This window comes from Labrenzia sp. ATLA3 (assembly GCF_057180185.1).
This window is the reverse complement of record NZ_JBXUKV010000003.1, coordinates 508,268-530,237: the sequence shown is the minus strand read 5'-3', so window position 1 is coordinate 530,237 and position 21,970 is coordinate 508,268. Positions and strand designations below refer to the sequence as shown.

At 60.3% G+C, this 21,970-nt stretch carries 27 protein-coding genes; 18 read left to right on the top strand and 9 right to left on the bottom strand.

Annotation, left to right across the window (positions count from 1 at the left end; genetic code table 11):
• Positions 1 to 16: 16 nt before the first annotated feature.
• From ureC to AC2A6O_RS10400, 6 genes are all read right to left on the bottom strand, one after another.
• Positions 17 to 1,729: an urease subunit alpha gene (gene ureC / locus AC2A6O_RS10425; protein WP_148583365.1), complete on the bottom strand. Its 1,713-nt coding sequence runs from the start codon at positions 1,727 to 1,729 to the stop codon at positions 17 to 19.
• A gap of 36 nt (positions 1,730 to 1,765) precedes the next feature.
• Complete coding sequence (locus tag AC2A6O_RS10420; protein WP_498926799.1) at positions 1,766 to 2,197, bottom strand: lysozyme inhibitor LprI family protein; 432 nt, start codon at positions 2,195 to 2,197, stop codon at positions 1,766 to 1,768.
• On the bottom strand, positions 2,197 to 2,517 hold the full coding sequence (locus AC2A6O_RS10415; RefSeq protein ID WP_209001011.1) for a lysozyme inhibitor LprI family protein: 321 nt from the start codon (positions 2,515 to 2,517) through the stop codon (positions 2,197 to 2,199). Before AC2A6O_RS10415 ends, AC2A6O_RS10420 begins: the two co-directional genes overlap by 1 nt.
• Positions 2,518 to 2,615: 98 nt before the next feature.
• Positions 2,616 to 2,921, bottom strand: a complete 306-nt coding sequence (locus AC2A6O_RS10410; RefSeq protein WP_148583368.1) for an urease subunit beta — start codon at positions 2,919 to 2,921, stop codon at positions 2,616 to 2,618.
• A gap of 23 nt (positions 2,922 to 2,944) precedes the next feature.
• On the bottom strand, positions 2,945 to 3,247 hold the full coding sequence (locus AC2A6O_RS10405; RefSeq protein ID WP_148583369.1) for an urease subunit gamma: 303 nt from the start codon (positions 3,245 to 3,247) through the stop codon (positions 2,945 to 2,947).
• Positions 3,248 to 3,265: 18 nt separating this feature from the next.
• Positions 3,266 to 4,120: an urease accessory protein UreD gene (locus AC2A6O_RS10400; RefSeq protein WP_498926796.1), complete on the bottom strand. Its 855-nt coding sequence runs from the start codon at positions 4,118 to 4,120 to the stop codon at positions 3,266 to 3,268.
• 375 nt (positions 4,121 to 4,495) lie between these two features.
• Here AC2A6O_RS10400 and AC2A6O_RS10395 point away from each other — a divergent pair, with 375 nt between their 5' ends.
• From AC2A6O_RS10395 to AC2A6O_RS10385, 3 genes are all read left to right on the top strand, one after another.
• Positions 4,496 to 5,902: a D-alanyl-D-alanine carboxypeptidase family protein gene (locus AC2A6O_RS10395; protein WP_498926794.1), complete on the top strand. Its 1,407-nt coding sequence runs from the start codon at positions 4,496 to 4,498 to the stop codon at positions 5,900 to 5,902.
• 181 nt (positions 5,903 to 6,083) lie between these two features.
• The gene (locus tag AC2A6O_RS10390; RefSeq protein WP_498926792.1) at positions 6,084 to 6,443 is read left to right on the top strand and encodes a hypothetical protein; all 360 of its coding nucleotides are present in this window, start codon (positions 6,084 to 6,086) and stop codon (positions 6,441 to 6,443) included.
• A gap of 144 nt (positions 6,444 to 6,587) precedes the next feature.
• Entirely contained in the window at positions 6,588 to 7,805 is a 1,218-nt protein-coding gene (locus AC2A6O_RS10385) for a CobW family GTP-binding protein (protein WP_498926790.1), read from the top strand.
• A 200-nt stretch (positions 7,806 to 8,005) separates the two neighbouring features.
• Here the strand turns inward: AC2A6O_RS10385 and tesB are convergent, their stop codons facing one another.
• Complete coding sequence (gene tesB, locus AC2A6O_RS10380) at positions 8,006 to 8,872, bottom strand: acyl-CoA thioesterase II (protein ID WP_498926788.1); 867 nt, start codon at positions 8,870 to 8,872, stop codon at positions 8,006 to 8,008.
• A 135-nt stretch (positions 8,873 to 9,007) separates the two neighbouring features.
• Here tesB and AC2A6O_RS10375 point away from each other — a divergent pair, with 135 nt between their 5' ends.
• The 5 genes from AC2A6O_RS10375 to AC2A6O_RS10355 all read left to right on the top strand — a co-directional run bounded on the left by AC2A6O_RS10375 (position 9,008) and on the right by AC2A6O_RS10355 (position 12,812).
• Positions 9,008 to 10,246 carry a ubiquinone biosynthesis hydroxylase gene (locus AC2A6O_RS10375; protein ID WP_498926786.1) on the top strand — a complete coding sequence of 413 codons (1,239 nt, stop codon included), beginning with the start codon at positions 9,008 to 9,010 and terminating at the stop codon, positions 10,244 to 10,246.
• 46 nt (positions 10,247 to 10,292) lie between these two features.
• Positions 10,293 to 11,165 carry an SDR family NAD(P)-dependent oxidoreductase gene (locus tag AC2A6O_RS10370; protein ID WP_498926784.1) on the top strand — a complete coding sequence of 291 codons (873 nt, stop codon included), beginning with the start codon at positions 10,293 to 10,295 and terminating at the stop codon, positions 11,163 to 11,165.
• 52 nt (positions 11,166 to 11,217) lie between these two features.
• Complete coding sequence (locus AC2A6O_RS10365) at positions 11,218 to 11,415, top strand: twin transmembrane helix small protein (protein ID WP_148583376.1); 198 nt, start codon at positions 11,218 to 11,220, stop codon at positions 11,413 to 11,415.
• A 96-nt stretch (positions 11,416 to 11,511) separates the two neighbouring features.
• Positions 11,512 to 12,087, top strand: coding sequence for a cob(I)yrinic acid a,c-diamide adenosyltransferase (locus AC2A6O_RS10360; protein WP_498926781.1), 576 nt, complete (start codon positions 11,512 to 11,514; stop codon positions 12,085 to 12,087).
• A gap of 32 nt (positions 12,088 to 12,119) precedes the next feature.
• The gene (locus tag AC2A6O_RS10355) at positions 12,120 to 12,812 is read left to right on the top strand and encodes a rhomboid family intramembrane serine protease (protein ID WP_148583378.1); all 693 of its coding nucleotides are present in this window, start codon (positions 12,120 to 12,122) and stop codon (positions 12,810 to 12,812) included.
• Between the two features lie 67 nt (positions 12,813 to 12,879).
• Here the strand turns inward: AC2A6O_RS10355 and AC2A6O_RS10350 are convergent, their stop codons facing one another.
• Entirely contained in the window at positions 12,880 to 13,134 is a 255-nt protein-coding gene (locus AC2A6O_RS10350; RefSeq protein ID WP_498926779.1) for an RT0821/Lpp0805 family surface protein, read from the bottom strand.
• On the opposite strand from AC2A6O_RS10350, the gene AC2A6O_RS10345 reads away from it, so the two are divergent.
• From AC2A6O_RS10345 to AC2A6O_RS10300, 10 genes are all read left to right on the top strand, one after another.
• Positions 13,121 to 13,849, top strand: a complete 729-nt coding sequence (locus AC2A6O_RS10345) for a hypothetical protein (protein ID WP_498926777.1) — start codon at positions 13,121 to 13,123, stop codon at positions 13,847 to 13,849. The genes AC2A6O_RS10350 and AC2A6O_RS10345 overlap by 14 nt on opposite strands.
• Positions 13,850 to 14,241: 392 nt before the next feature.
• Positions 14,242 to 14,781 (top strand): RNA polymerase sigma factor, encoded by a 540-nt coding sequence (locus AC2A6O_RS10340; RefSeq protein ID WP_498926775.1) that lies wholly within the window; start codon positions 14,242 to 14,244, stop codon positions 14,779 to 14,781.
• Entirely contained in the window at positions 14,781 to 15,479 is a 699-nt protein-coding gene (locus AC2A6O_RS10335) for a hypothetical protein (RefSeq protein WP_148583382.1), read from the top strand. Before AC2A6O_RS10340 ends, AC2A6O_RS10335 begins: the two co-directional genes overlap by 1 nt.
• A 324-nt stretch (positions 15,480 to 15,803) precedes the next feature.
• Positions 15,804 to 16,553: an electron transfer flavoprotein subunit beta/FixA family protein gene (locus AC2A6O_RS10330; protein WP_148583383.1), complete on the top strand. Its 750-nt coding sequence runs from the start codon at positions 15,804 to 15,806 to the stop codon at positions 16,551 to 16,553.
• A 23-nt stretch (positions 16,554 to 16,576) separates the two neighbouring features.
• Positions 16,577 to 17,509, top strand: a complete 933-nt coding sequence (locus tag AC2A6O_RS10325) for an electron transfer flavoprotein subunit alpha/FixB family protein (protein ID WP_148583384.1) — start codon at positions 16,577 to 16,579, stop codon at positions 17,507 to 17,509.
• A 138-nt stretch (positions 17,510 to 17,647) separates the two neighbouring features.
• Positions 17,648 to 18,529, top strand: coding sequence for a 3-hydroxybutyryl-CoA dehydrogenase (locus tag AC2A6O_RS10320; protein WP_148583385.1), 882 nt, complete (start codon positions 17,648 to 17,650; stop codon positions 18,527 to 18,529).
• A 36-nt stretch (positions 18,530 to 18,565) separates the two neighbouring features.
• On the top strand, positions 18,566 to 20,056 hold the full coding sequence (locus AC2A6O_RS10315; RefSeq protein ID WP_498926772.1) for an acetate--CoA ligase: 1,491 nt from the start codon (positions 18,566 to 18,568) through the stop codon (positions 20,054 to 20,056).
• A 62-nt stretch (positions 20,057 to 20,118) separates the two neighbouring features.
• Positions 20,119 to 20,322, top strand: coding sequence for a hypothetical protein (locus AC2A6O_RS10310; RefSeq protein WP_209001002.1), 204 nt, complete (start codon positions 20,119 to 20,121; stop codon positions 20,320 to 20,322).
• Positions 20,323 to 20,621: 299 nt separating this feature from the next.
• A complete protein-coding gene (locus AC2A6O_RS10305) occupies positions 20,622 to 20,882 on the top strand; it encodes a hypothetical protein (protein WP_148583388.1) in 261 nt (86 codons plus the stop codon).
• Positions 20,883 to 21,018: 136 nt separating this feature from the next.
• A complete protein-coding gene (locus AC2A6O_RS10300; protein ID WP_148583389.1) occupies positions 21,019 to 21,231 on the top strand; it encodes a hypothetical protein in 213 nt (70 codons plus the stop codon).
• A gap of 60 nt (positions 21,232 to 21,291) precedes the next feature.
• Here AC2A6O_RS10300 and tlpA read toward each other — a convergent pair whose 3' ends face one another.
• Positions 21,292 to 21,954, bottom strand: coding sequence for a thiol:disulfide interchange protein TlpA (gene tlpA, locus AC2A6O_RS10295; RefSeq protein ID WP_498926768.1), 663 nt, complete (start codon positions 21,952 to 21,954; stop codon positions 21,292 to 21,294).
• Positions 21,955 to 21,970: the final 16 nt, after the last annotated feature.

The window sequence follows — 21,970 nt, the reverse complement described above, 5'->3', positions numbered from 1 at the left end:
CGCGTCTGTCCGGTGCTTAGAACAGGAAGTAGCGCTGGGCCATCGGCAGCACTTCGGCGGGTTCGCAGGTCAGCAGTTCGCCGTCGGCGCGAACCTCGTAGGTCTCTGGATGCACCTCGATCTGGGGCATCATGTTGTTGTGGATCATCGACTGTTTCGAGATCCCGCCGCGGGTGTTCTTGACCGGAAGCACCAGACTGTCGAGGCCGGCCTTGTGCTTGACGCCGGTGTCATAAGCCGCCTGGGACACGAAGGTGACGCGGCTGTGCGTCAGCATCTTGCCATAAGAGGCGAACATCGGCCGGTAATGCACCGGCTGCGGTGTGGGAATGGAGGCGTTCGGATCGCCCATCGGAGCGGTCGCGATAGAGCCGAGCTTGAGCACCAGCGCCGGTTTGATGCCGAAGAATTGCGGGTCCCACAACACCAGATCTGCCAGTTTGCCGACTTCAACCGAGCCGATGTACTCGTCCAGACCGTGGGCGATGGCCGGGTTGATGGTGGTCTTGGCGATGTAGCGCTTGACCCGGAAGTTGTCGTTTTCGCCGGTTTCATCGGCAAGGCGGCCGCGTTGCACCTTCATCTTGTGCGCGGTCTGCATGGTGCGGATGATGATTTCGCCGACGCGGCCCATGGCCTGGCTGTCGGAGGAAATGATCGAGAACGCGCCCATGTCGTGAAGAATGTCTTCCGCCGCAATGGTTTCCTTGCGGATGCGGCTTTCGGCAAAAGCAACGTCCTCCGGAATGTCCTTGTGCAGGTGGTGGCAGACCATGAGCATGTCGAGATGCTCTTCCAGCGTGTTGATCGTGTAGGGCCGGGTCGGATTGGTGGAGGACGGGATGACGTTGGCTTCGCCAACCACCTTGATGATGTCCGGCGCATGGCCGCCACCTGCCCCTTCCGTGTGGAAGGCGTGAATGGTGCGGTTCTTGAAGGCGGCAGTGGTGTTCTCGACAAAGCCGGATTCGTTCAACGTGTCAGTGTGGATCATCACCTGAACGTCGTATTCATCGGCAACCGACAGACAGTTGTCGATGGTCGCCGGCGTGGTGCCCCAGTCTTCATGGAGCTTCAGCGCGCCCGCGCCTGCCATCACCTGCTCTTCCAAAGCTGCGGGCAGAGATGCATTGCCCTTGCCGGCGAAAAGAAGGTTCATCGGAAAGCTTTCGGCGGCCTGGAGCATCCGCGTGATGTGCCAGGGGCCGGGTGTGCAGGTGGTCGCGTTGGTGCCGGTGGCCGGGCCGGTGCCGCCGCCGATCATGGTGGTCACGCCGGAGCACAGGGCTTCGTCGACCTGCTGTGGGCAGATGAAGTGAATATGGGCGTCGATGGAACCCGCGGTGAGGATCTTGCCCTCCCCGGCAATCGCCTCGGTGCCAGGACCGACAATGATGTCGACACCGTTCTGCACGTCCGGGTTGCCGGCCTTGCCGATGCCGACGATCCGGCCATCCCTCAGGCCCACATCGGCCTTGACGATGCCCCAGTGATCGATGATCAGCACGTTGGTGATGACCGTGTCGACCGCCCCTGCGGAGCGCGGTGCCTGAGACTGGCCCATGCCATCACGGATGACCTTGCCGCCACCGAATTTCACTTCATCGCCATAGGTGGTGAAATCCTTCTCCACCTCGACAATGAGATCGGTGTCCGCAAGGCGCAGCCTGTCGCCGGTTGTCGGTCCGAACATGTCCGCATAAGCGGCGCGGGGCATCTTGTAGGCCATATCTAGTCTCCAATCGGCGATCAGAAATCGGTGTGTTTAATTCGCGTAGTCCTCAACCGTCGCATCCAGATCTTCTGTGCGTTTCATGGTAAGGACGATCAGGCAGTTCCGGTAAAGTTCGTCGCCGCGCGTGCCACCCTTGAAGGGGAAGCTGTAGGCGGTGCAATCCTTGTCGGCGTAGCTCTTCCAGGCGGTCTGGGCTTCGTCGAGGCTGGCCGGTGCACCCTTCAGGTGATCCGGCAATTCGGCATCGATCTCCACCAGTCTGGTCCGCAGGCGGTCGAAGGCTTCATGCATGCGCGCATCCGCTTCCTTCAGAGCCTTTTCCGCACAAAAGCTGCGTTCGGCATTGGTGAGCGGATAGCCGCAGTCGATGTTCTCGTTGACCTTCTCTTCCTCTGCGCTCGCCGTGCTGGCGGTCGCCAGAAACAGCGCCAGGGCAGGAAGGATCAGACCGCGCACAGACATCAATTCCCCAAACCCTGGTCAAGCTGTCTCAGTTCATCGATACGGTCGCGGGTCAGATCGGCCCGGCAGCCGTAGACCAGCATCGGCTCCATGGTTCCGCCACGGGCCAGAAAACCGTAGGCGTCACAAGCCTTGTCGCGATAGGGAATCCAGGTGCGCTGGGCTTCGCGCAGCGTCTCGACAGCACCTTGCAGTCCCTCCGGCAGATAGGCGTCCATCTCGGTCATCTTTTCTATCGCCGAACGGTAGACCATGTTCAGTTCCGCATCCGCCTTCAGCCAGTCGAGGTTGGCGCATTGGGTCATTTCCGCTTGCGTCATGGCATTCTCGCAGTTGATTGGTTCCTGGGCCGAGGCCGGACCGGCCAGCAAAAGGCCCAGCCCGACAAGCCAGAACGACAGAGATGGTGCAGATCTGATCACAACTCGCCCATGACTTTCTGGTTGAAGCCGTAGACCGTGCGGTTGCCCCCGTAAGGCACCAGCGTCACGAGTCTGGCCTGGCCGGGTTCGAAGCGCACGGCTGTGCCGGCAGGGATATCCAGGCGCATGCCGCGCGCCTTGTCGCGGTCGAAGGACAGGCCTTCGTTGGTTTCGAAAAAATGATAGTGACTGCCGACCTGGATCGGACGGTCGCCGGTGTTGGCGACTTCCAGCGTCAGTGTCTCGAGGCCTGTGTTCAGTTCGATTTCGCCGTCGGCGGGAAACAGTTCTCCGGGGATCATGGTCGTCTCCTTGGATGTGGCGGTCAGCGGATAGGCTCGTGCACGGTCACGAGTTTGGTGCCGTCGGGAAAGGTTGCCTCGACCTGAACATCGTGGATCATCTCGGAAACACCTTCCATCACCTGGTCGCGGGTCAGCACCTTGGCGCCTGCCGACATCAGGTCGGCAACGGTGCGCCCGTCACGGGCACCTTCCACAACGAAATCGGTGATCAGGGCGACGGCTTCAGGGTGGTTCAGCTTCACGCCGCGCTCCAGGCGGCGACGGGCGACCATCGCGGCCATGGAAATGAGCAACTTGTCCTTTTCGCGGGGCGTCAGAATCATGAAAGAAAGTCCTCCAAATCAGCAGTACCAGACGCGCGGCAGCGCGGTCATTCGGTATCCGGTGAGAAACGACATCAGGGCCGTGCGCAAGCTGCGGCCATCATTGGACACAAACCGGGTGATCAGCAACCCGTTCCAGGCGCTGGCGGCCGCCTGGGCGCTTTCGTCCGGCAGGGCGTCGATCAGGTCTCTTGCCCGCGGCAGCCTGTCTTCGGCATCGGCAGAGCAGTCGACAAAGGTTGCGACGGCAATGGCGCCGGCGGCCGTGGCGGGACCAGCCAGCGCTTCAGCCGGGTCGCCATCCAGGCGGATATCGTCGGCGAAAATCAGCTTCCCGTCGCGGCGGATGCGCCAGCTGTCCCGATAGAACGTGGATTTGACCTGTTCGCCCATCGCCTTGCGGCCGAGAACGAAAGATTCAACCATCATCAACCTCGCATCGCCTTCCAGATCCGCACGTAGCGTGCGGCGGAGGCGTGAGGCATCGAACAGGATGGTTTCCTGCGGTAGCCATTCCAGGGTCGCGCCCGCTCCGACAGTGAACTGCCCGCTCACTTCAGCGGTGCCACCCGGGCTGCGGTAGGCGCGTTCGGCGGTTTGGCTTGTCACGATTACGTGTACACCGGCATCGGCGCCAACTTCATAGTCGAGCTTGTCGCCTCCGGTGAGGCCGCCGGCGGTGTTGATGAGAACGGCTGTGGCAGGGGTGTCATAGACTTTGGGCAGGCGAACCTTTGCCGACCCGCTCTGGTAAAGGTCGGTCAGACGGGTTTTGCCATCCGGCGCTGAAAAGCGGACCTTGCCGATGCCCTTCACGCGCTGAAGGACGATGGCCTTTCCGTCCGTTTCTGATGCCAGACCAGCATCATACATCGCTTGACCGCCCCCCCTGCGGGCTCATTCAGTCATTGTTATTTTTCACATCTGTTCAAATTGGTCCAGACGGAGGCCGGGCCGCAATAGGCAATATGCCCTCGTCAATCTTAGCAAGAGCCGGGCCAAGGCCGTCATTTGGAAACGCAAGGCGATGCCAGCGCAAAAAAGGCCCTGTTTCCCGAAGCTTATCAACGTCCGTGCCCAAAAGCTGCCTAAAAAACAGGCAAACGCAACAAAGATTGGCGCGGAACGGATTTCAGGAAGGGCTTGCTCTCGCCGCCATGTTCCGGTTTTTTAAGGGAATAGCAGCTAATTATGCTGCCACTGCCCAATTGCGACGTGTCATCCGACGGATGATAAGCGAGGGAAATCGTGTTTTTAAGCCCGTTTGGCCGCCTGACTTCCATTTGTCTGACCGTAACCGCCCTTGTCATGAGTCTGGCCATCAGCCAGGCACGGGCGGATATAGGTGCCTATGTCCTGATCGACGCAAGTTCCGGCGCCGTGATCGAGGAGGAGAATGCCACGCGCAAGTGGTATCCGGCCTCGCTTACCAAGCTCATGACCGCCTATGTCACATTCAAGGCCATCCGCGAAGGCCGAGCCTCGCTCGACAGTGTCGTGGTGCAATCCAAGAACTCGGCATCCGAACCGCCGAGCAAGATGGGGTTCAAGGTCGGGACGCGCTTCACCGTCGACACGGCTTTGAAAATCATCCTGATCAAGTCGGCAAACGATGTCGCGGTTGCGCTGGGCGAGGCCATCGGGGGATCGGAAGCCGGTTTCATCGCCATGATGAACGCGGAAGCTCAACGCCTCGGCATGACCAACACTCGTTTTTACAATCCGCACGGCTTGCCCGACAACCGGCAGGTGACCACGGCACGAGACCTTGCCATTCTGGCTATGGCGCTGCGCCGGGATTTTCCTGAAGCCCGCAACTATTACAAACATCCGGGAATTCGCTTCGGCAAGAAGACCTTGCGCTCCGCCAACCGCGAGTTTCTGTTGCGCGTGCCCGGGGCCAACGGCATGAAGACCGGCTATATCTGCAATTCCGGGTACAATGTTGCCGCCTCCGCGACGCGGGGCAACAAGACGCTGATCGCGATCATCCTGGGTGCCGGTTCGGGACTGGAGCGCACGGCGTTTGCCCGGCAGCTCTTTGACGAAGGGTTCCGCAAGCGCGGCGGACGTAGGGTCTCCAGCCTCACGGGCTCCTCCGGAAATCCGCCCGCTGATGGATATTGCCGGCGCAACAAGAGCCCGGGACCGAAGGGCTATATGGCCCGGTTCGACATGGAAAAGGAAAAGCAGGGCGGTTTCCTGTTTTTCGCCAAGGCCAACAAAACCGACGAAGACAAGCTTGACGACAGCGGCTTCAAACTGGCCAACGGCAAGCCGGATTGGGCGAAGATTCTGGATCGAACCCTCGGTCCGCGCCGAATCGCCTACCGTCCGCTGACTGTTGGTCTCGGCAACCCGAAAGGGTTGCCATCGGTTAGTCCTGGCATTGTTCCAGCCGATGCGACCGGCGCGATAGTGCTGGAAGACGTGCCGCTGCCGGTTGCCAATCCCGTGCGGCGGGCGGAACACGAAATCCGCACCAAGATGCAGCTGACGGCGGATGCCAAGGTCGCAGGGGCAATTCCGCAGAACGGGGATGGTGCGCCACGCCCGGGAGCCGCCGCTGCCGTGTCCAAGTCCTCTCCCGGTTCGATCTTCCGCAAGGGCCTGGACTTCACCGTTCCGGTTCCCTCGCCAAGTCCCCGCAAGTAAATCGATGTCAGATCTCTGACTGTGCCGGTGGTATAGCGTTTCGGTCAACACGGTTAACCTTTTATTTACGCTACTCCTTAACACTGAAGTAAGCATTTTTCTGGCAAAGGCGTGCTCGCTGCCGGAAGTCAAAATGTCTCTGCGGCATAGAATATGCCGGTACAACAGGTCGAGAGATCGCATGATGATTGAACCGAGATCCACCGCTACTATCCGGGCTCTTGCCAGCCTTGCGGAGCTTTCCGCCAATCAACTGGAGGAAGGGGTTTCGGTCGACGACGTGATCGCGACCTTGCGAAAGGCGGCCGAGGCTGTCCGGCATGTTGTGGATGCCGACTTGGAAGACGAAGCCGACGACTTCGAGTTTGAAGGCGATGCCGACGATGAAGCTGAGCTGGAAGCAGCGGAAGCGGACATCGTGCAGGATCTGACCCCATTGACCTTGTCCGAGGATGATGCGGACAGGAAAATTATCACGATGGACAAGAAGGACGCCGAAGCGGTTTCCGAAGAAGAAGACATCGTCCTCAACGCGGGCTGATTCGGCAGCGACCGGACAAAATTTCAAGTAAACACACCGACGTGGCGGGACCAGCATTTGCGCTGACCCGCCTTTCTGCCTATGTGTCTGCGGAAAGGCCGCCGGGTCCGATCCAGGAACGGCGATTGCATCTGGAGACAAACCATGGCCTCGCCGACACCGGTTTCCGAAGGACAAAAGCCCAAGGGTCCTAAGCCCCCCATTCCCCTGTCCGTCCTGACGGGCTTTCTGGGATCGGGCAAGACGACGCTCCTCAACCGGATCCTGAAAGATCCGTCGATGGCGGACACGGCGGTCATCATCAACGAATTCGGCGAAATCGGGCTGGATCATCTGTTTGTCGATCAGGCCGGCGACGGCATCGTGGAGCTTGCCTCCGGTTGCCTGTGCTGCACCATTCGCGGAGATCTGGTCACCACGCTGGAAAATCTCCTGCGCCGGCTGGACAATGGCCGCATGGACAGGCTCAACCGGGTGATCATCGAGACGACGGGTCTGGCGGACCCTGCGCCGATCCTGCACACGGTGATGCTGCATCCCTATCTGGTGATGCGCTACCGGCTCGACAGCGTGATCACGCTGGTGGATGCGGTCAACGGCCTGTCGACGCTCGACAATCACGAAGAAGCCCGCAAGCAGGCAGCCGTCGCCGACCGCCTGGTGTTCACCAAGACCGATCTGCTTCAAGGCGATGAGGCACAAGCCTCCTTCGAAGCGCTCAAGCAGCGCTTGCAGCAACTCAATCCGGGCGCCCGCCGGCTGGAGGCGCAGGCAGATGATGCAACGGTGGAGAATCTTTTCAACGCTGGCCTCTACGATCCCAAGAGCAAGATCCCGGACGTGGCTGCCTGGCTGAACGCGGAAGCCTACGAAGACCAGCCGCATGATCACCATCACGGCCATGATCACGCGCATGGCCATTCGCACGGGGATCACCACGGTCACCATCATGATCATGCCCATGATGTGAACCGGCACAGCGATGCCATCCGGGCCTTCACCCTGTCGACCGACCGTCCGGTTCCGGCGTCCGCGCTGGAAATGTTTCTTGATCTGCTGCGTTCGGCGCACGGCCCGAAGCTGCTTCGGGTCAAGGGCATCGTGCAATTGGCCGAAGATCCGGACCGGCCCGTGGTGATCCACGGCGTCCAGCACGTCTTCCATCCACCCGCGACGCTTGAAGCCTGGCCCGATCAGGACCGGCGAACCCGCATGGTGTTCATCACCAAGGATCTGCCGGAGGGTTTCGTGCGGCGCATGTTCGAGGCTTTCTCGGGCGCTTTCCTGCCCGACACGCCGGATCATCAGGCCCTGACCGACAATCCGTTGGCTGTGTCAGGTTTCACCAGTCCGGTCAGATAGGTCGTAGACCCGCGGTACGCCGACCCACTTCCAAAGGGATCCCTCATCCTGAGGAGCCGCGAAGCGGCGTCTCGAAGGATGGGCGGCACCCACAGGAGCAAGTGGCCCATCCTTCGAGACGGGCCTGATGGCCCTCCTCAGGATGAGGCTTCAGGGTTTTGAGCGGCAGCGAGCGGCGACTGCATCATCGCCCCGGAAACTCAATCCTTCTTGCGCAGGCGGATCAGGCCTTCCTGGGCGGTCGAGGCGATCAGGGTGCCGTCTCTGGTGAACAGAGATCCGCGGTTCATGCCGCGCGAGCCGGAGGATGAGGTGCTGTCGGTGGCGTAGAGCAGCCATTCATCCGCTCGGAACGGACGGTGGAACCACATGGCATGGTCGAGGCTGGCCGCCTGGATCTTCGGGCTGAAGACGGACGTGCCATGCGGAAACAGCGAGGTATCCAGGAGGGTCATGTCGGAGGCATAGGCGAGCACGCACTGATGCATGCGCTCGTCGTCTGGCAGCGCGCCGCTCGCCCGCACCCAGACATATTGCTGGGGTGGCAGCGGCTTCTTGCTGAAGTAGTGCGTCATATCGACCGGGCGCATCTCGATCGGCCGTTCGCGCTCCCAATAGCGGCGGATGTTTTCCGGAGCCATCGACAGGAATTTTTCCTTCAGTTCCAGCTCGCTCGGCAGGTCTTCCGGTGCCGTGACATCCGGCATGTCGATCTGGTGCTCCAACCCCTCTTCCCGGACCTGGAAGGACGCTGACATGGAAAAGATCGCTTCGCCATGCTGGATCGCGACAACGCGCCGCGTGGTGAAGCTGCCGCCGTCGCGAATGCGGTCGACTTCATAGATTATCGGCACCGCCGGGTCGCCGGGCCTCAGGAAGTAGCCGTGAAGTGAGTGAACGTGCCGGTCTTCCACCACTGTGCGCGACGCCGCAACCAGTGCCTGTCCGATCACCTGTCCACCGAAAACGCGCTGCCATCCGACCTGCGGGCTGCGACCACGGAACAGGTTGCGTTCCAGTGGTTCCAGGTCAAGTATCTCAAGAAGTGTATCAATAGCCGTGTTCATCGGCGCGATCCCTGTTAGATAGACGGCAGGTGATTTGCTGCGGGCTGAAGCAGGCCCGCTCCGCACTCTTGGACCGGCAGTTGACGTTAAAGTCAAGATGCCTTTGGGGAAACCGAAGGCAAGGAGAAGAAGACGATGGCGAGGAAAAAAAGCGTCCCGGACATGTTCGATGTCGTGATCGCAGGTGGCGGTTATGTCGGCCTGTCGTTGGCCGTGGCGTTGAAGCAGGGCGACGCCAGCCTGACATGTGCCGTCGTCGATCCGAAGCCGATGGCGGATCTGCACAAGGATCCGCGCGCTTCGGCCATTGCGGCGGCGGCCTCGCGTATGCTGTCACAGCTCGGCATCTGGCAGAAGATTGCAGACGAGGCTCAGCCGATCAACGAAATGATCGTCACCGACAGCAAGCTCCGCGACGCGGTTCGGCCGGTGTTTCTGACCTTTGGCGGTGAGGCGACGGAGGGCGAGCCCTTCGCTCACATGATGCCGAACGGCGTGATGATGCCGGCGCTCTACAAGGCCGCAAAGGCGCTTGGTGTTTCCTTTTTTGCGCCGGGCACCGCGGAGTCCTTCCGCAGTCATCCCGACCACGTCGAACTGACACTGGAAGACGGCGCACTTTTGAAAACCCGCCTCCTTGTTGCGGCTGACGGTGTACGCTCCCGCCTGCGCGACCTAGCCGGAATTCGCACGGTCAACTGGGACTATGGCCAGTCGGGTATCGTCACCACGGTCAAGCATGAACGGCCGCACAACGGCCGGGCGGAAGAACATTTCCTGCCCGCAGGGCCGTTCGCCATCCTGCCCCTGCCGGGCAACCGGTCGTCGCTGGTCTGGACGGAAAAGACAGTGGACGCCGACCGGCTGGTCCGGTCGGACGATTTCACCTTCGAACTGGAGTTGGAGCGCCGCTTCGGTCATCACCTCGGTACGCTGGAACTGGCCGGTCCGCGCCGTGCCTATCCGCTGGGGTTGAAGCTGGCGCGTGATTTCGTCAAGCCGCGCTTCGCCCTGATCGGAGATGCCGCGCACGGCATTCATCCGATTGCGGGCCAGGGCCTCAATCTTGGCTTCAAGGATGTTGCTGCGTTGGCCGAGGTGCTGGTCAATGCGCGGCGTCTTGGGCAGGACCTCGGTGCGTTCGATGTTCTGGAACGCTATCAGCGCTGGCGCCGATTCGACACGTTCCAGATGGGCGTTGTCACCGACGTGCTCAATCGCCTGTTTTCCAATGACAATGATGTGTTGCGCGCCATGCGTGATTTCGGACTTGGCCTTGTCGACAGGATGCCGAGCCTGAAAACGCAGTTCATCAAGGAAGCCGCCGGCTTTGCCGGGCCGGTGCCGAAATTGCTTTCCGGTGAACCTATCTGATAGGTGTGAGCTCGGATCGTTTTCCACTCCGCAGGATTTCCGTTTGATGATTGCCAATCCGGAGAGTATTCCCACCTACCGGTCGATATTGATTACGGGGTGTTCCTCCGGCATTGGCCTTTGCGCGGCCCATATCTTGCGCGGCCGCAACTGGCGGGTCTTTGCGACGGCCCGGCGGCAGGACGACATCGACCGTCTGAGCGACCTCGGTTTCGAAACCTTCCGCCTGGACTATGAAGATGCCGGCAGCATCGAGGCGACCGCCAACGAGGTTCTGCAACGGACGGACGGCGCCTTGAGCGCGGTGTTCAACAATGGTGCCTACGCGGTTCCCGGAGCATTGGAAGATGTGCCGACGGAGGCGATGAGGTCGCTTTTCGAGGCAAATTTCATTGGCTGGCACGATCTCACGCGCCGATTGGTGCCTGCCATGCGCGCCAACAGGTTTGGACGGATCGTTCAATGCTCGTCCGTGCTGGGCCTCGTGGCACTCAAGTACCGCGGCGCCTACACGGCGTCCAAATTCGCGCTGGAAGGCTATTCAGACACGCTTCGGCAGGAGCTGAAGGGGACGGGTGTCCATGTCAGCCTGATCGAGCCGGGACCCATCGACACAAGGTTCACGCAAAACGCACTGGCGAATTTTGATCGCTGGATCGGCGAGGATGGTCTGCAGGCGTCACATCATCGTAAGACCTATGAAAAGCGTCGTATCCGGATGGAGGCAGGTGAACCCGGTCCGTTCAAGCTGCAGCCGGAAGCCGTGGTCAAGCGGCTGGTGCATGCGGTGGAAGCAAAACGGCCCAAGGCGCGCTATCATGTCACAATTCCGACCACCTTCATGGCGGTGGCCAGACGGGTGCTGCCGGTCAGTCTGCTTGACTGGATCTGCATCAGGGCCGCAGACGGCGAGGAATAGCTGCCTGCCGACCGGTGACTGCGCCGGACAGCGGTGAAACAAGGAACACGAAATGGCAGATCTGATTAATATTCTCATCCCGGTCGGTATGGCCGCAGTTGCCCTGGTGCTGCTGCTTGGCATCTGGAACATGTTCCGCCGGGGACCGGCCAACCGTTCGCAGATGCTGATGCGCTGGCGTGTCGGCCTTCAGTTCCTGGTGATTGTGCTGGTGATGGGCGGGCTCTACTTTTTCGGAAGCGGCCACTAGGGCGTAGTCCCATCCGCCTCAAACCATTTCATCTTCATTCACGGGTCCACACCCCAAGCCAAAACGACCGGATCATTCTGGAGGAACAAGGGCACAATGGTTGTTCTGAACAAGATCTACACGAAGACGGGCGACGATGGCACGACGGCGCTCGGGTCAGGTGAGCGGCGCCTGAAAAGCGATCTCAGGATCGAGGCTTACGGCACCGTTGACGAGACGAATTCCGTGGTGGGTCTGATCCGCCTTCACACCGGGCAGGCAGCTCCGGACGTCGATCAGGTGCTTGGCAGGATTCAGAACGATCTGTTCGACCTCGGGGCCGATCTTGCGACGCCGGAAACGGGCGAGGATCTCGGATATGAACCGCTTCGGATGACCGATGCCCAGGTTACGGCAATTGAAGAGGCGATTGACGTTCTCAATGCCGAGCTCAAACCGTTGCGTTCCTTCGTGCTGCCCGGGGGCAGTCCGGCAGCCGCTCATCTGCATCTCGCGCGCACCGTCTCGCGGCGGGCGGAACGATTGATGGTGGATCTGGCGGCGCGCGAACAGGTCAATCCGGCCGCCGTGCGCTACATGAACCGCCTGTCGGACTATTTCTTCGTCGCTTCGCGTCACCTGAACAACAAGGGTGAGCAGGACGTTCTGTGGGTGCCCGGGAAGAACCGCTAGGTTGGTTCCCCTTGCCGGAGGTGTGGCGCTGAATGTTCCTTCCCCTGCACGATCAAAACCGGCTGGTGCATGTTCCCCGCCCCTATGTGAACCTCAGCCTGATTGCGGCCAATATCCTGATCTTCCTGTTTTATCAGGGAGCAGGCTCGCAGCAGGCCGTGGCGGCCTCTTCCTATTCCTTCGGCTTGATACCGGTTGTTCTGTTCGATATCCGGGACCTGTCGCCGGAGTTGCAGGTGCTGCCGGACTGGATGTCGGTGGTCACCTATGCGTTTCTGCACGGCAGCTTCATGCATCTTATCGGGAACATGCTGTTCCTGTGGGTGTTCGGCGACAATATCGAGGATGCGGTAGGACACCTGAGATATCTCGGGTTCTATCTCTTGAGCGCCATCGCCGGCGGGCTTGCCTATGCCTTTCTCGATGTGAATTCGGACGTGCCGCTGATTGGGGCGTCCGGCGCCGTTTCAGGCGTGGTCGCCGCCTATCTGATGCTGCACCCCCGCGTGAAGGTCTGGGTTCTGGCACTCGGCCGAATACCCTTGCGCCTGTCCGCGATCTGGTTGCTTGGTGGATGGATCGTCTATCAGATCGTCAACGCGGCGATAGCATCCGGCAGCGAAGTTGCCTGGATCGCCCACATCGGCGGCATGGCGGCCGGAGCGTTGCTGATCGTGTTTTTCCGGCGCAAAGGTGTTCCCCTGTTCGACAGGCCTGTTGTCTAGGGTCGTCTGCTCAAGGCATCCGGAGCGCGGCTGAAACAAGACAGTTGTACTGGCTGAAACTTGACGGCTACGCTGACTTCCAGACCGCCTTGCCAGTGCGGCAGGCGACGCCCCGGCGGCTGATGGTCTTGCCGTCAGCCAGTTTGATCCGTTCCCGGTACGACCGGCAGAAGTCCCCGGAAGTGTTTTTCCAGGTCTTGAGGGGGGTGACCGTGCCACTTGCGCCGCTTGACGGATTTTTCCAGCTTCGAACATTGCCGGAAACCGACTTCTCCAGTGCGGCCTGAAGGGTCCTTTCCGCGCGGTATTTGTCGGATGCCATCAATTTGGGTGCTGGTTTGCCTGTTGATGTTCGTGTCGATACCTGGAGAGGATCATTTGCGCCTTGTGGCGACACCACAGAACAGCCGGCCAGGATATTTGCGACCAAAAACAGAAAAATCGTCCCTCTCGGGACGCTGCCTCCAAAACAAATCAAGTTCGACCCCGCCTCTTGGATCTATTGCCAGCCGTTCGAGATTGCCTCCCGTTCCTCCCGCCTGCTGAGGGACCCACCTGAAGGCTCACTGTCACCACGAAACTGGCTTCCGCCAAAGATGCTACCTAGAAAACCGCCAGAACTGGGCTTTTGTGTGGCAATGCGGCGGGAAGAGCGGCTCAATGAGGTAGGGTCGCTCGCCTCCGCAGGGTTGAACGAAGATCCGCCGGAGGAAGAGGAGCCGTTGCTTCTTCCGCCCGAATTGTTATTGCCCGAATTGCTGCTGCTTGAACTGCTGCCACCGGAGCTGCTGCTGCCTGAGCTGCTTCCTCCGGAGCTTGTGCTTCCGCCGCCGCCGGAACTACCGCCACCGGAACTGCCACCGCCGCTGCTTGACCCGCCACCGCCGCCGGAACTGCCGCCGCCGCTGCTCGACTCGCCTCCACCACTGGAACTGCCGCCGCCGCTGCTCGACTCGCCGCCACCACCGGAACTGTCGCCACCGCTGCTCGACTCGCTTCCGCCGCCGGAACTGTCGCCGCCGCTTCTTTCTGGCTGATCCCGGCTTTCGCTACGCTCAGTCTGGCTTGACCGTTCGCTGCGGCTGCTGCGCTCACCACGCGTATCTGCGGCCGCGGCAATGCTGTCCTTCATGTCGATCAAGGGATTGAAGTAGACAGAAGAGAACACCATCGCCGCAGCTGCAGCACCCGGCAGCATGCGAAACATCGCAGAGAGGCGGTCTTGCAATGTAGACTGACGGGCACGTTTCATCGGCAACTGTTTCAACTTGTAGTCTGAGGCCTATTGCGGTCGTTGAGAGCGGTTTACGACCTTCGCATGCATAACACCCGGGCAATCTTCGTTCTTCCCGAAGATAGTCTAAAAAAAGCCGGGATCAAAAGATCTGCTCAGGTGTTGTCTCCTTGAGAGCGGTTTGCGGAGAACTCCTTGCCTGAAGATACCTTAAAGACGGAGATGATCCGTCTGCTCCCGAAGCTGAGGAGTTTTGCTTTAAGGCTGTGCCGGAATCCGGATCAGGCAGACGATCTGGTGCAGATGACATGTGAACGCGCGATCCGCTCGCTTGAACAGTTCGATCCGGCAACCCGGCTAGATAGCTGGATGTACCGGATTTTGCAGAACCTTTACTTCAATACGGTTCGCGACACCGCAAACCGGGCCAGATTGTTTGATCTTGCCATGCTGGATTTCGAGGAAAGCTACGATGGCGCGAAAGCCGCCGCAAGCAGCCTTGAACTTCAGAAGGTGCAGGATTTCATCGGCGAACTGGAGGAAGACAACCGTGAGGTTCTTCTGAAGATCGCCGTAGAGGGCAGAAGCTACAAGGATGTAGCGGATGAACTCGGTGTTCCGATCGGAACGGTAACCAGCCGGCTTGCTCGCGCACGGCTGAAGCTGCGTGAGTTGCTGGAGACGAACGATGCCCCGCAAGGGGTCAGGCTGCGCAGCATGCCAGGGGGTATGTGATGACTTTTGATGAAAAGCGCGAACAGGTCCTGCTCGCCAAGGATATCGGCAAGATCCTGGATGCGGAAGGTCCGGAAGATGAGCGTGCGGCGCTGCTTCGCCGGATCGAGGAGACTGACGGCGGACAAGAGCTTCTGGAGCAGATGTCGAAAGACAACACGCTGCTGCAGAATGCCGTTTCCGCGCCGGTGCCGGACGAATCAATGGCCCGGTTCGAGGCACTCATCGACAGGGAATTCGACAAACGCCAAGGGCTTGTGCGTCACCCCGTGCACGGTTCCTGGACAGGCGTTCTGGTCCAGATTGCGGCGGCGCTGGTGATGGTGGCCGGCACATTCGCCTTCACCACCTACTGGATGCAGACGCGAATGGACAATGCCGTGTCTTCTCTTGCCGCACACATGGAGACCGAGCGGGTCCTTCTGGCGCAGACCGTTCAGGAAGCGCTGGAGACAAAGGTCAGCGGCGAGCCCGTGTTGGTGGGTCAGGAAGGCAACTGGACGGAGGTTCTGACGCCGATCAAGACCTACCGCAGCAAAAGCGGGCACTGGTGTCGCCAGTACCTTCGGCAGACGACCTTCAGCAAGCTCGATCTTTCCATTCGCGGAACGGCCTGTCGGGACGAGAGCGGTACCTGGGTGACGGTTTTCGCCGAACCGGTCTCGGACAATTTCTCGCCGGAGACCCCCGGCATCTGAGTGGAGGCCGGTCAAAGAAATTCGACAGCTCATCGCGCGTTTCCGGCAACGGGACGCGCGGTTTTGTTTTACGCCTGAGGCCCTGATTTTCCCCGCTTTGCTGCGTTGCCGAACTATCCACATTGCGACGCATGTTTTTCCAGGCCCGGCAATTTGCCGCTTTAGACTATTTACGGCAATTGACAGCCGCCGTGTCGGTCAGTACCGTCCCCCGCCATGCGCCACGATTGGCTCAATTCTGCCGTTTGTTACCTGAGGTTAAGATGGCAGGGAGCCGGAAAATGCGGTGCGGTGAAAGCCGGCCCAGCAAGAGGTTGAGACCAAATGAAGATCCTCGTACCCGTAAAACGGGTCATCGATTACAACGTGAAGGTCCGTGTGAAGGCGGATGGTTCTGGCGTCGATCTTGCCAACGTCAAGATGTCCATGAACCCCTTTGATGAAATCTCCGTCGAAGAAGCTCTGCGGTTGAAGGAAGCAGGCAAGGCGAGCGAAGTGATCGTCGTTTCCGTCGGGCCGCAGCAGGCCACCGAAACGCTGCGCACCGGCCTTGCCATGGGCGCCGACCGCGGCATTCTGGTGAAGACCGACGACACCACCGAACCGCTGGCGGTCGCGAAGATCCTGAAAGCCATTGTCGAAGCCGAAGAGCCCGGTCTCGTGATCCTTGGCAAGCAGGCGATTGACGATGACTGCAACCAGACCGGCCAGATGCTGGCAGCCCTCCTCGGCTGGAGCCAGGGCACCTTTGCCTCCAAGGTCGATCTGGGCGACGGCACTGTCGATGTCACCCGTGAAGTCGACGGCGGCCTGCAGACCGTCAAGCTGAAGCTGCCGGCCATCGTGACGACGGACCTGCGCCTCAACGAACCGCGCTATGCCTCTCTGCCGAACATCATGAAGGCGAAGAAGAAGCCGATCGACGAGAAGACCCCGGCTGATTTCGGCGTCGACACCGCGCCGCGTCTGACTGTTGTCAGCACCGCCGAGCCGGCATCGCGCCAGGCTGGTATCAAGGTCGGTTCGGTTTCCGAGCTGGTCGACAAACTCAAGAACGAAGCCGGCGTCCTTTAAGACCCGTCGCAGGAGGATAAAACATGACAACACTTCTTGTGGCCGAACATGCCGGTGGTGAACTGAACGATGCCACGGCGAAGGCCCTGACGGCCGCTGTCGCTCTGGGAGCAGACGTCCACGTCCTGGTCGCCGGCAAAGGCGTTCAGAGCGTTGCCGACGCTGCATCCAAGCTTTCCGGCGTTGCCAAGGTCCTGGTGGCCGAAAGCGACGCGCTGGAGCACCAGCTGGCCGAACCGACAGCGGATCTGATCGTCGGCCTTGCAGGCGACTACGACGCCATCGTTGCTCCGTCGACCGCCAACGGCAAGAACACCCTGCCGCGCGTTGCGGCGCTTTTGGATGTGATGCAGATCTCCGACGTGACCGCCGTCATCGACGCCGAAACCTTCGAGCGTCCGATCTACGCGGGCAATGCGATCCAGACCGTTAAGTCCGGCGATCCCAAGAAGGTGATCACCGTGCGGACGTCCACGTTCGCGGCAGCGGAAGCAGGTGGTTCCGCCCCTGTCGAGACCGTTGCAGGCGCCGATGGGTCGGGTCTGTCGGAATTCGTGGGCGAGGAACTGTCCAAGTCCGACCGTCCGGAACTGACATCTGCGAAGATCATCATTTCCGGTGGCCGTGCACTCGGGTCTTCCGAGAAGTTCCAGGAAGTCATCATGCCGGTGGCAGATGCGCTTGGTGCAGCGGTTGGTGCATCGCGCGCCGCCGTCGACGCGGGTTATGCCCCGAACGACTGGCAGGTTGGCCAGACCGGCAAGGTGGTTGCACCGGATCTTTACATTGCCTGCGGCATCTCTGGCGCTATCCAGCACCTCGCCGGCATGAAGGATTCCAAAGTGATCGTCGCGATCAACAAGGATGAGGAAGCCCCGATCTTCCAGGTCGCGGATTATGGCCTCGTCGCCGATCTGTTCGATGTCCTGCCGGAATTGAAGGCTGCCGTCGAGTAATACCTGCGGCAAATTGATCACGGACCCCGGAGTGAATGACAGTTTTCGCTCCGGGGTTCTTGCTGTTCGGCGCAAGACTTGCCAAAAATAGCCGCAACCCGTCCAAACGGGATGTTTTATAAAGATCGGATTTTCAGGATGGCAGTCGAAATCAAGAAAGTCGGCGTAATCGGCGCTGGTCAGATGGGCAGCGGAATAGCCCATGTTTGTGCACTAGCGGGCTTCGACGTGGGATTGAGCGATCTCTCCATGGAGCGCATCGAATCCGGCCTGGCTTCGATCAATGGCAATCTGGCACGCCAGGTATCCAAGTCGTTGATCACCGAGGAAGAGCGCGATGCAGCGCTGGAGCGTATCAAACCGGCTGAAGATCTCGATCTTTTGCGCGATGTCGATCTGGTGATCGAATCCGCCGTCGAGAACGAGCAGGTCAAACGCAAGATCTTTTCGCAGCTCTGCCCGATCCTGAAGCCGGAAGCGATCCTGGCGACCAACACCTCGTCGATCTCGATCACGCGCCTTGCCGCTTCGACCGACCGTCCGGAGCGTTTCATCGGCATTCATTTCATGAACCCGGTTCCGATCATGGAGCTGGTCGAACTGGTGCGCGGCATTGCCACGGAAGACGAGACCTTCGAAGCGTCGAAAGCCTTCTGCGTGCGTCTTGGCAAGCAGATTGCCGTGGCTGAGGATTTCCCGGCCTTCATGGTCAACCGTATTCTGCTGCCGATGATCAACGAAGCGATCTATACGCTTTATGAAGGCGTCGGTTCGGTTGATTCAATCGACAAGGCCATGCGTCTTGGCGCCAACCATCCGATGGGCCCGCTGCAGCTTGCGGATTTCATCGGCCTCGACACCTGCCTGTCGATCATGCAGGTGCTTTACGAAGGCCTGGCCGACACCAAGTACCGTCCGTGCCCGCTGCTTGTGAAATATGTTGAAGCAGGGTGGCTTGGCCGCAAGGCTCAGCGCGGCTTCTATGACTACCGCGGCGAACATCCGGTCCCGACCCGGTAAACGGTTGCCCGGACACCGCAGAAGCACCAGAGCCAGATGAACCTAGCCCGCTATTGCCTGACCAGCGCCGCCCCGGATCCGGGCAAGACGGCGCTGGAACTGGTTGGGCCGGGTGGCACTCTTCTGGAAACATGGAGTTATCGCACGCTGACGCGCACCGTTCTTTCGGTGGCCACGGGTCTGCGTGCGACGAATCTTGTGCCCGGCGACCGCATTCTCCTCAGGATCGGCCATTCCAGCGATTTTCCTCTGGCCTTCTTCGGGGCGATTGCGGGTGGTTTCGTGCCGATCCCGACGTCTTCCCAGCTGACCGCGTCTGAAGCAGAGGCGATCCTTGCCGACAGTGGTGCCCGGATGGTGCTGCACGACGGGCATACCGTGTTGCCAGCGGCAGGCAGTGCCACGTTTCTGGGGCCCGAGGCGTTAGCCGGACTGAAACAGGCAAAGCCTGGAGATTTCGCGGAAACCCGGGCAGACGACCCGGCGTTTCTTGTCTATACCTCCGGCACAAGCGGCACGCCGAAGGGCGTGCTGCATGCGCAGCGCGCTGCGAGTGCGCGCAGGCCCATGTATGCCGGCTGGTATGGCATCGGCGCGTCCGATCGGCTGCTGCACGCCGGCGCGTTCAACTGGACCTATACGCTCGGCGCCGGATTGATGGACCCCTGGGCGAACGGTGCCACCAGCGTGGTTTATGACGGGCCTCGGGAGCCTGATCTCTGGCCGGACCTGATCGCCGAGACACGCGCAACGCTTTTTGCTGCTGTGCCCAGCCTCTATCGGCGCATCCTGAAGTATGGCGCGGTTGCCCCGGCTTCCTTTCCCGAACTGCGCCACGGACTGACAGCCGGGGAAGCCCTTCCGGCAAGCCTCTACCACGCGTGGAGGGAGCGCACCGGGCGGGAACTCTATGAAGCGCTCGGCATGAGCGAGATCTCGACCTATCTCTCCAGCAGTCCAAGCGTTCCGGTCAAACCCGGCTCGCCGGGAAAGCCTCAGGCGGGCCGGAAGGTTGCCATCCTCAGCGAGGTGGAAGACACCCCGGAGCCGATGTTCGGGGCCGAGACGGGGCTACTGGCGGTTCACAGGGACGAACCAGGCCTGATGCTGGGGTATTGGAACCGTGCCGCCGAAACAGCGGCCGCGTTCAGAGGCGACTGGTTCCTGACCGGCGACCGGGCGCGGAGGGATGAAGACGGCTATTTCTGGTATGAAGGCCGCGCCGATGATCTGATGAACGCCTTCGGCTACAGGGTCGCACCGGAAGAAGTGGAGCGGGTGCTTGCCGCCGATCCGCAGGTGCAGGAAGTGGCCGTGACGGCTGTGCCTGCGCGCGAGGGCGTCAGCCTGATAACCGCCTTTGTGGTGCCAGCCCTGCCCGGTCAACTGGATATCGACCGCCTGGCCGCATTCGCGGCGGAAAACCTGGCGGAATACAAGCGTCCCAAGGTTTACAAGGTGCTCGAGCAATTGCCTCGCACACCGTCCGGCAAGGTTCGGCGCAGTGTTCTGCGCAAGGGAGACTGAGGCATTGTTAATACCTGCTTAAGGGTAGGGGGTTAGGTTGGCCACAACCTCAGGAGTTAATGATGGACAGTGTTGGAATAGCCACCACTTTCGTGGCCCAGCAACAGGCACAGACAGCCCAGGCGCTTCAGTCGAAGATGATGAAGATGGCCGCGCAGCAGGATGCCAATCTGGTGGCGCTGCTGCAGCAGGGTGCCGACAATCTTCAGGCTCAGCAGGCCGCACCCCCTCCCGGTCTTGGCGGCCAGGTGGACGTCAGCGCCTGATCTTTTCCTTTCCGATTTTCTTAACGGCCCGTGCGGAATTGCTCCACGCGGGCCGTTTTCGTTTGTCTGCGAAGACTCTTTTTTCGAACAGCGCCGGAAAATCGTCTTTCCAAAGTTGCTACGGAAAGTCTCGATCCTTCATATAGTTATTTTGAATTACGTAAAGTTTTAAGTAAATTGTTCTGATTAAATCAGCAAAATAGTTAGCAACTGTACGAGTTCTTTTGGAAATTTACCTTTGAATTCAGCTATTTCATGCAAGGTAGACTTTGAAATCGTATCCAAGGATTGGAGCGACCATGCCAGATGCAATAGGATATGGATCATCTCCGGCGTTTCAGCCGAACACGTCCAATGCGCGTGCGAACCAGGTTGCAGAGCAAGCCGAAGCGTTCAAGACGAAGCGCTCCGAAGCGGCTGCCGAGATTGCACAGCGCCAGGCGAGCTTCAGCACCAGCCGGGCAGAGTTCTTGAGCCAGCAGGCTGAACAACTCGAAGATCGCGCCGAAACGCGCCAGCTGGAAAACGGCGTCGGCGTAAAGGTCAACATCCTGGCCTGATGCGACGCGTGACCTGAATGGGTCATCTGGAAGCACAAGACGAACGAACAAAAAGCTGAAGCACCCGAATGTCAGGATGACGGGCGAACTTCGGCTACGGACAAGCCCCATCACCACGGCGAAGGAGTAACCCATCATGCCGAGTGCTATCGACAGTTCCTCTTCCTCGGCCGCCTACAGCGCTGCAAATGTGCGCAGCGAACTTGCTGCCAATGCAGTAAAAGACCAGAACCAGCAGGAGCGGCAGGTTGCCGAACGGCTGGAGCAGGCTCAGGCGACGCAGGAAGAAGACCGGCGCGAGTCTCGCCGTATTCCGGGTCTGGGCAACGCGGTCGATATCAGCGTCTGATCGCGTCTAGCGGTTCCGCGACTTTCCCCAACCCCCCTCAATTGTGGCGGCAGCCGGACGTCAGGCGTCCGGGGCCGCCCTCGCGTTATTGATAAGCGCCTTGGCCTCACCTGAGGCCCATTCGGCCGGGCCGTACATCGTGCCGATCTCGCAGCCCTTCGGACTTACCAGAATGGTTGTTGGCAATCCGGTTGCCCGGGCAACCTTGCGCAGATCCTTCAGAAGATCGTTCGAGCTGTCCTGATAGAAGTTCAGATTTTTGACGCCCACCTCTTCGAGAAAGGCCTTCGGCTTTTCCGGTCCGCCCCGGTCGAGATTGACCGCAACCACCTCGAACGTTTCGTCACCCATTTCCGCCTGAAGCGCGTCCAGCGCCGGCATTTCCTTCCGGCACGGCGCGCACCAGGTTGCCCAAAGGTTGAGGAGAATGGTCTTGTCGCCGAAATCCGAAAGCGCCATCTGCTGGTCGTCCGGGCCCTTGAAGGTGAGGTGCTGAAGGTCCAGCGGCTGGCTTGCCGGCAGGAAGGCGGCGACCTCACCCGTGGCAAAAGGCTTGGCCGCGGCTGCCAAATCGAGTGCCGCCGAACAGCTTTGCGCTCCGGCGATGTTGCCATTCGGTCCAGCGATCACGTATAGAGCCGCTACGGCGGCCACTGCGCCCGCAAGCCCGGCGGCAACAATGCCGCGTCTGTTGGTTTTTGCTGGTTCGGTTGGCTTTGTCATTCGTTCACACCCCGCA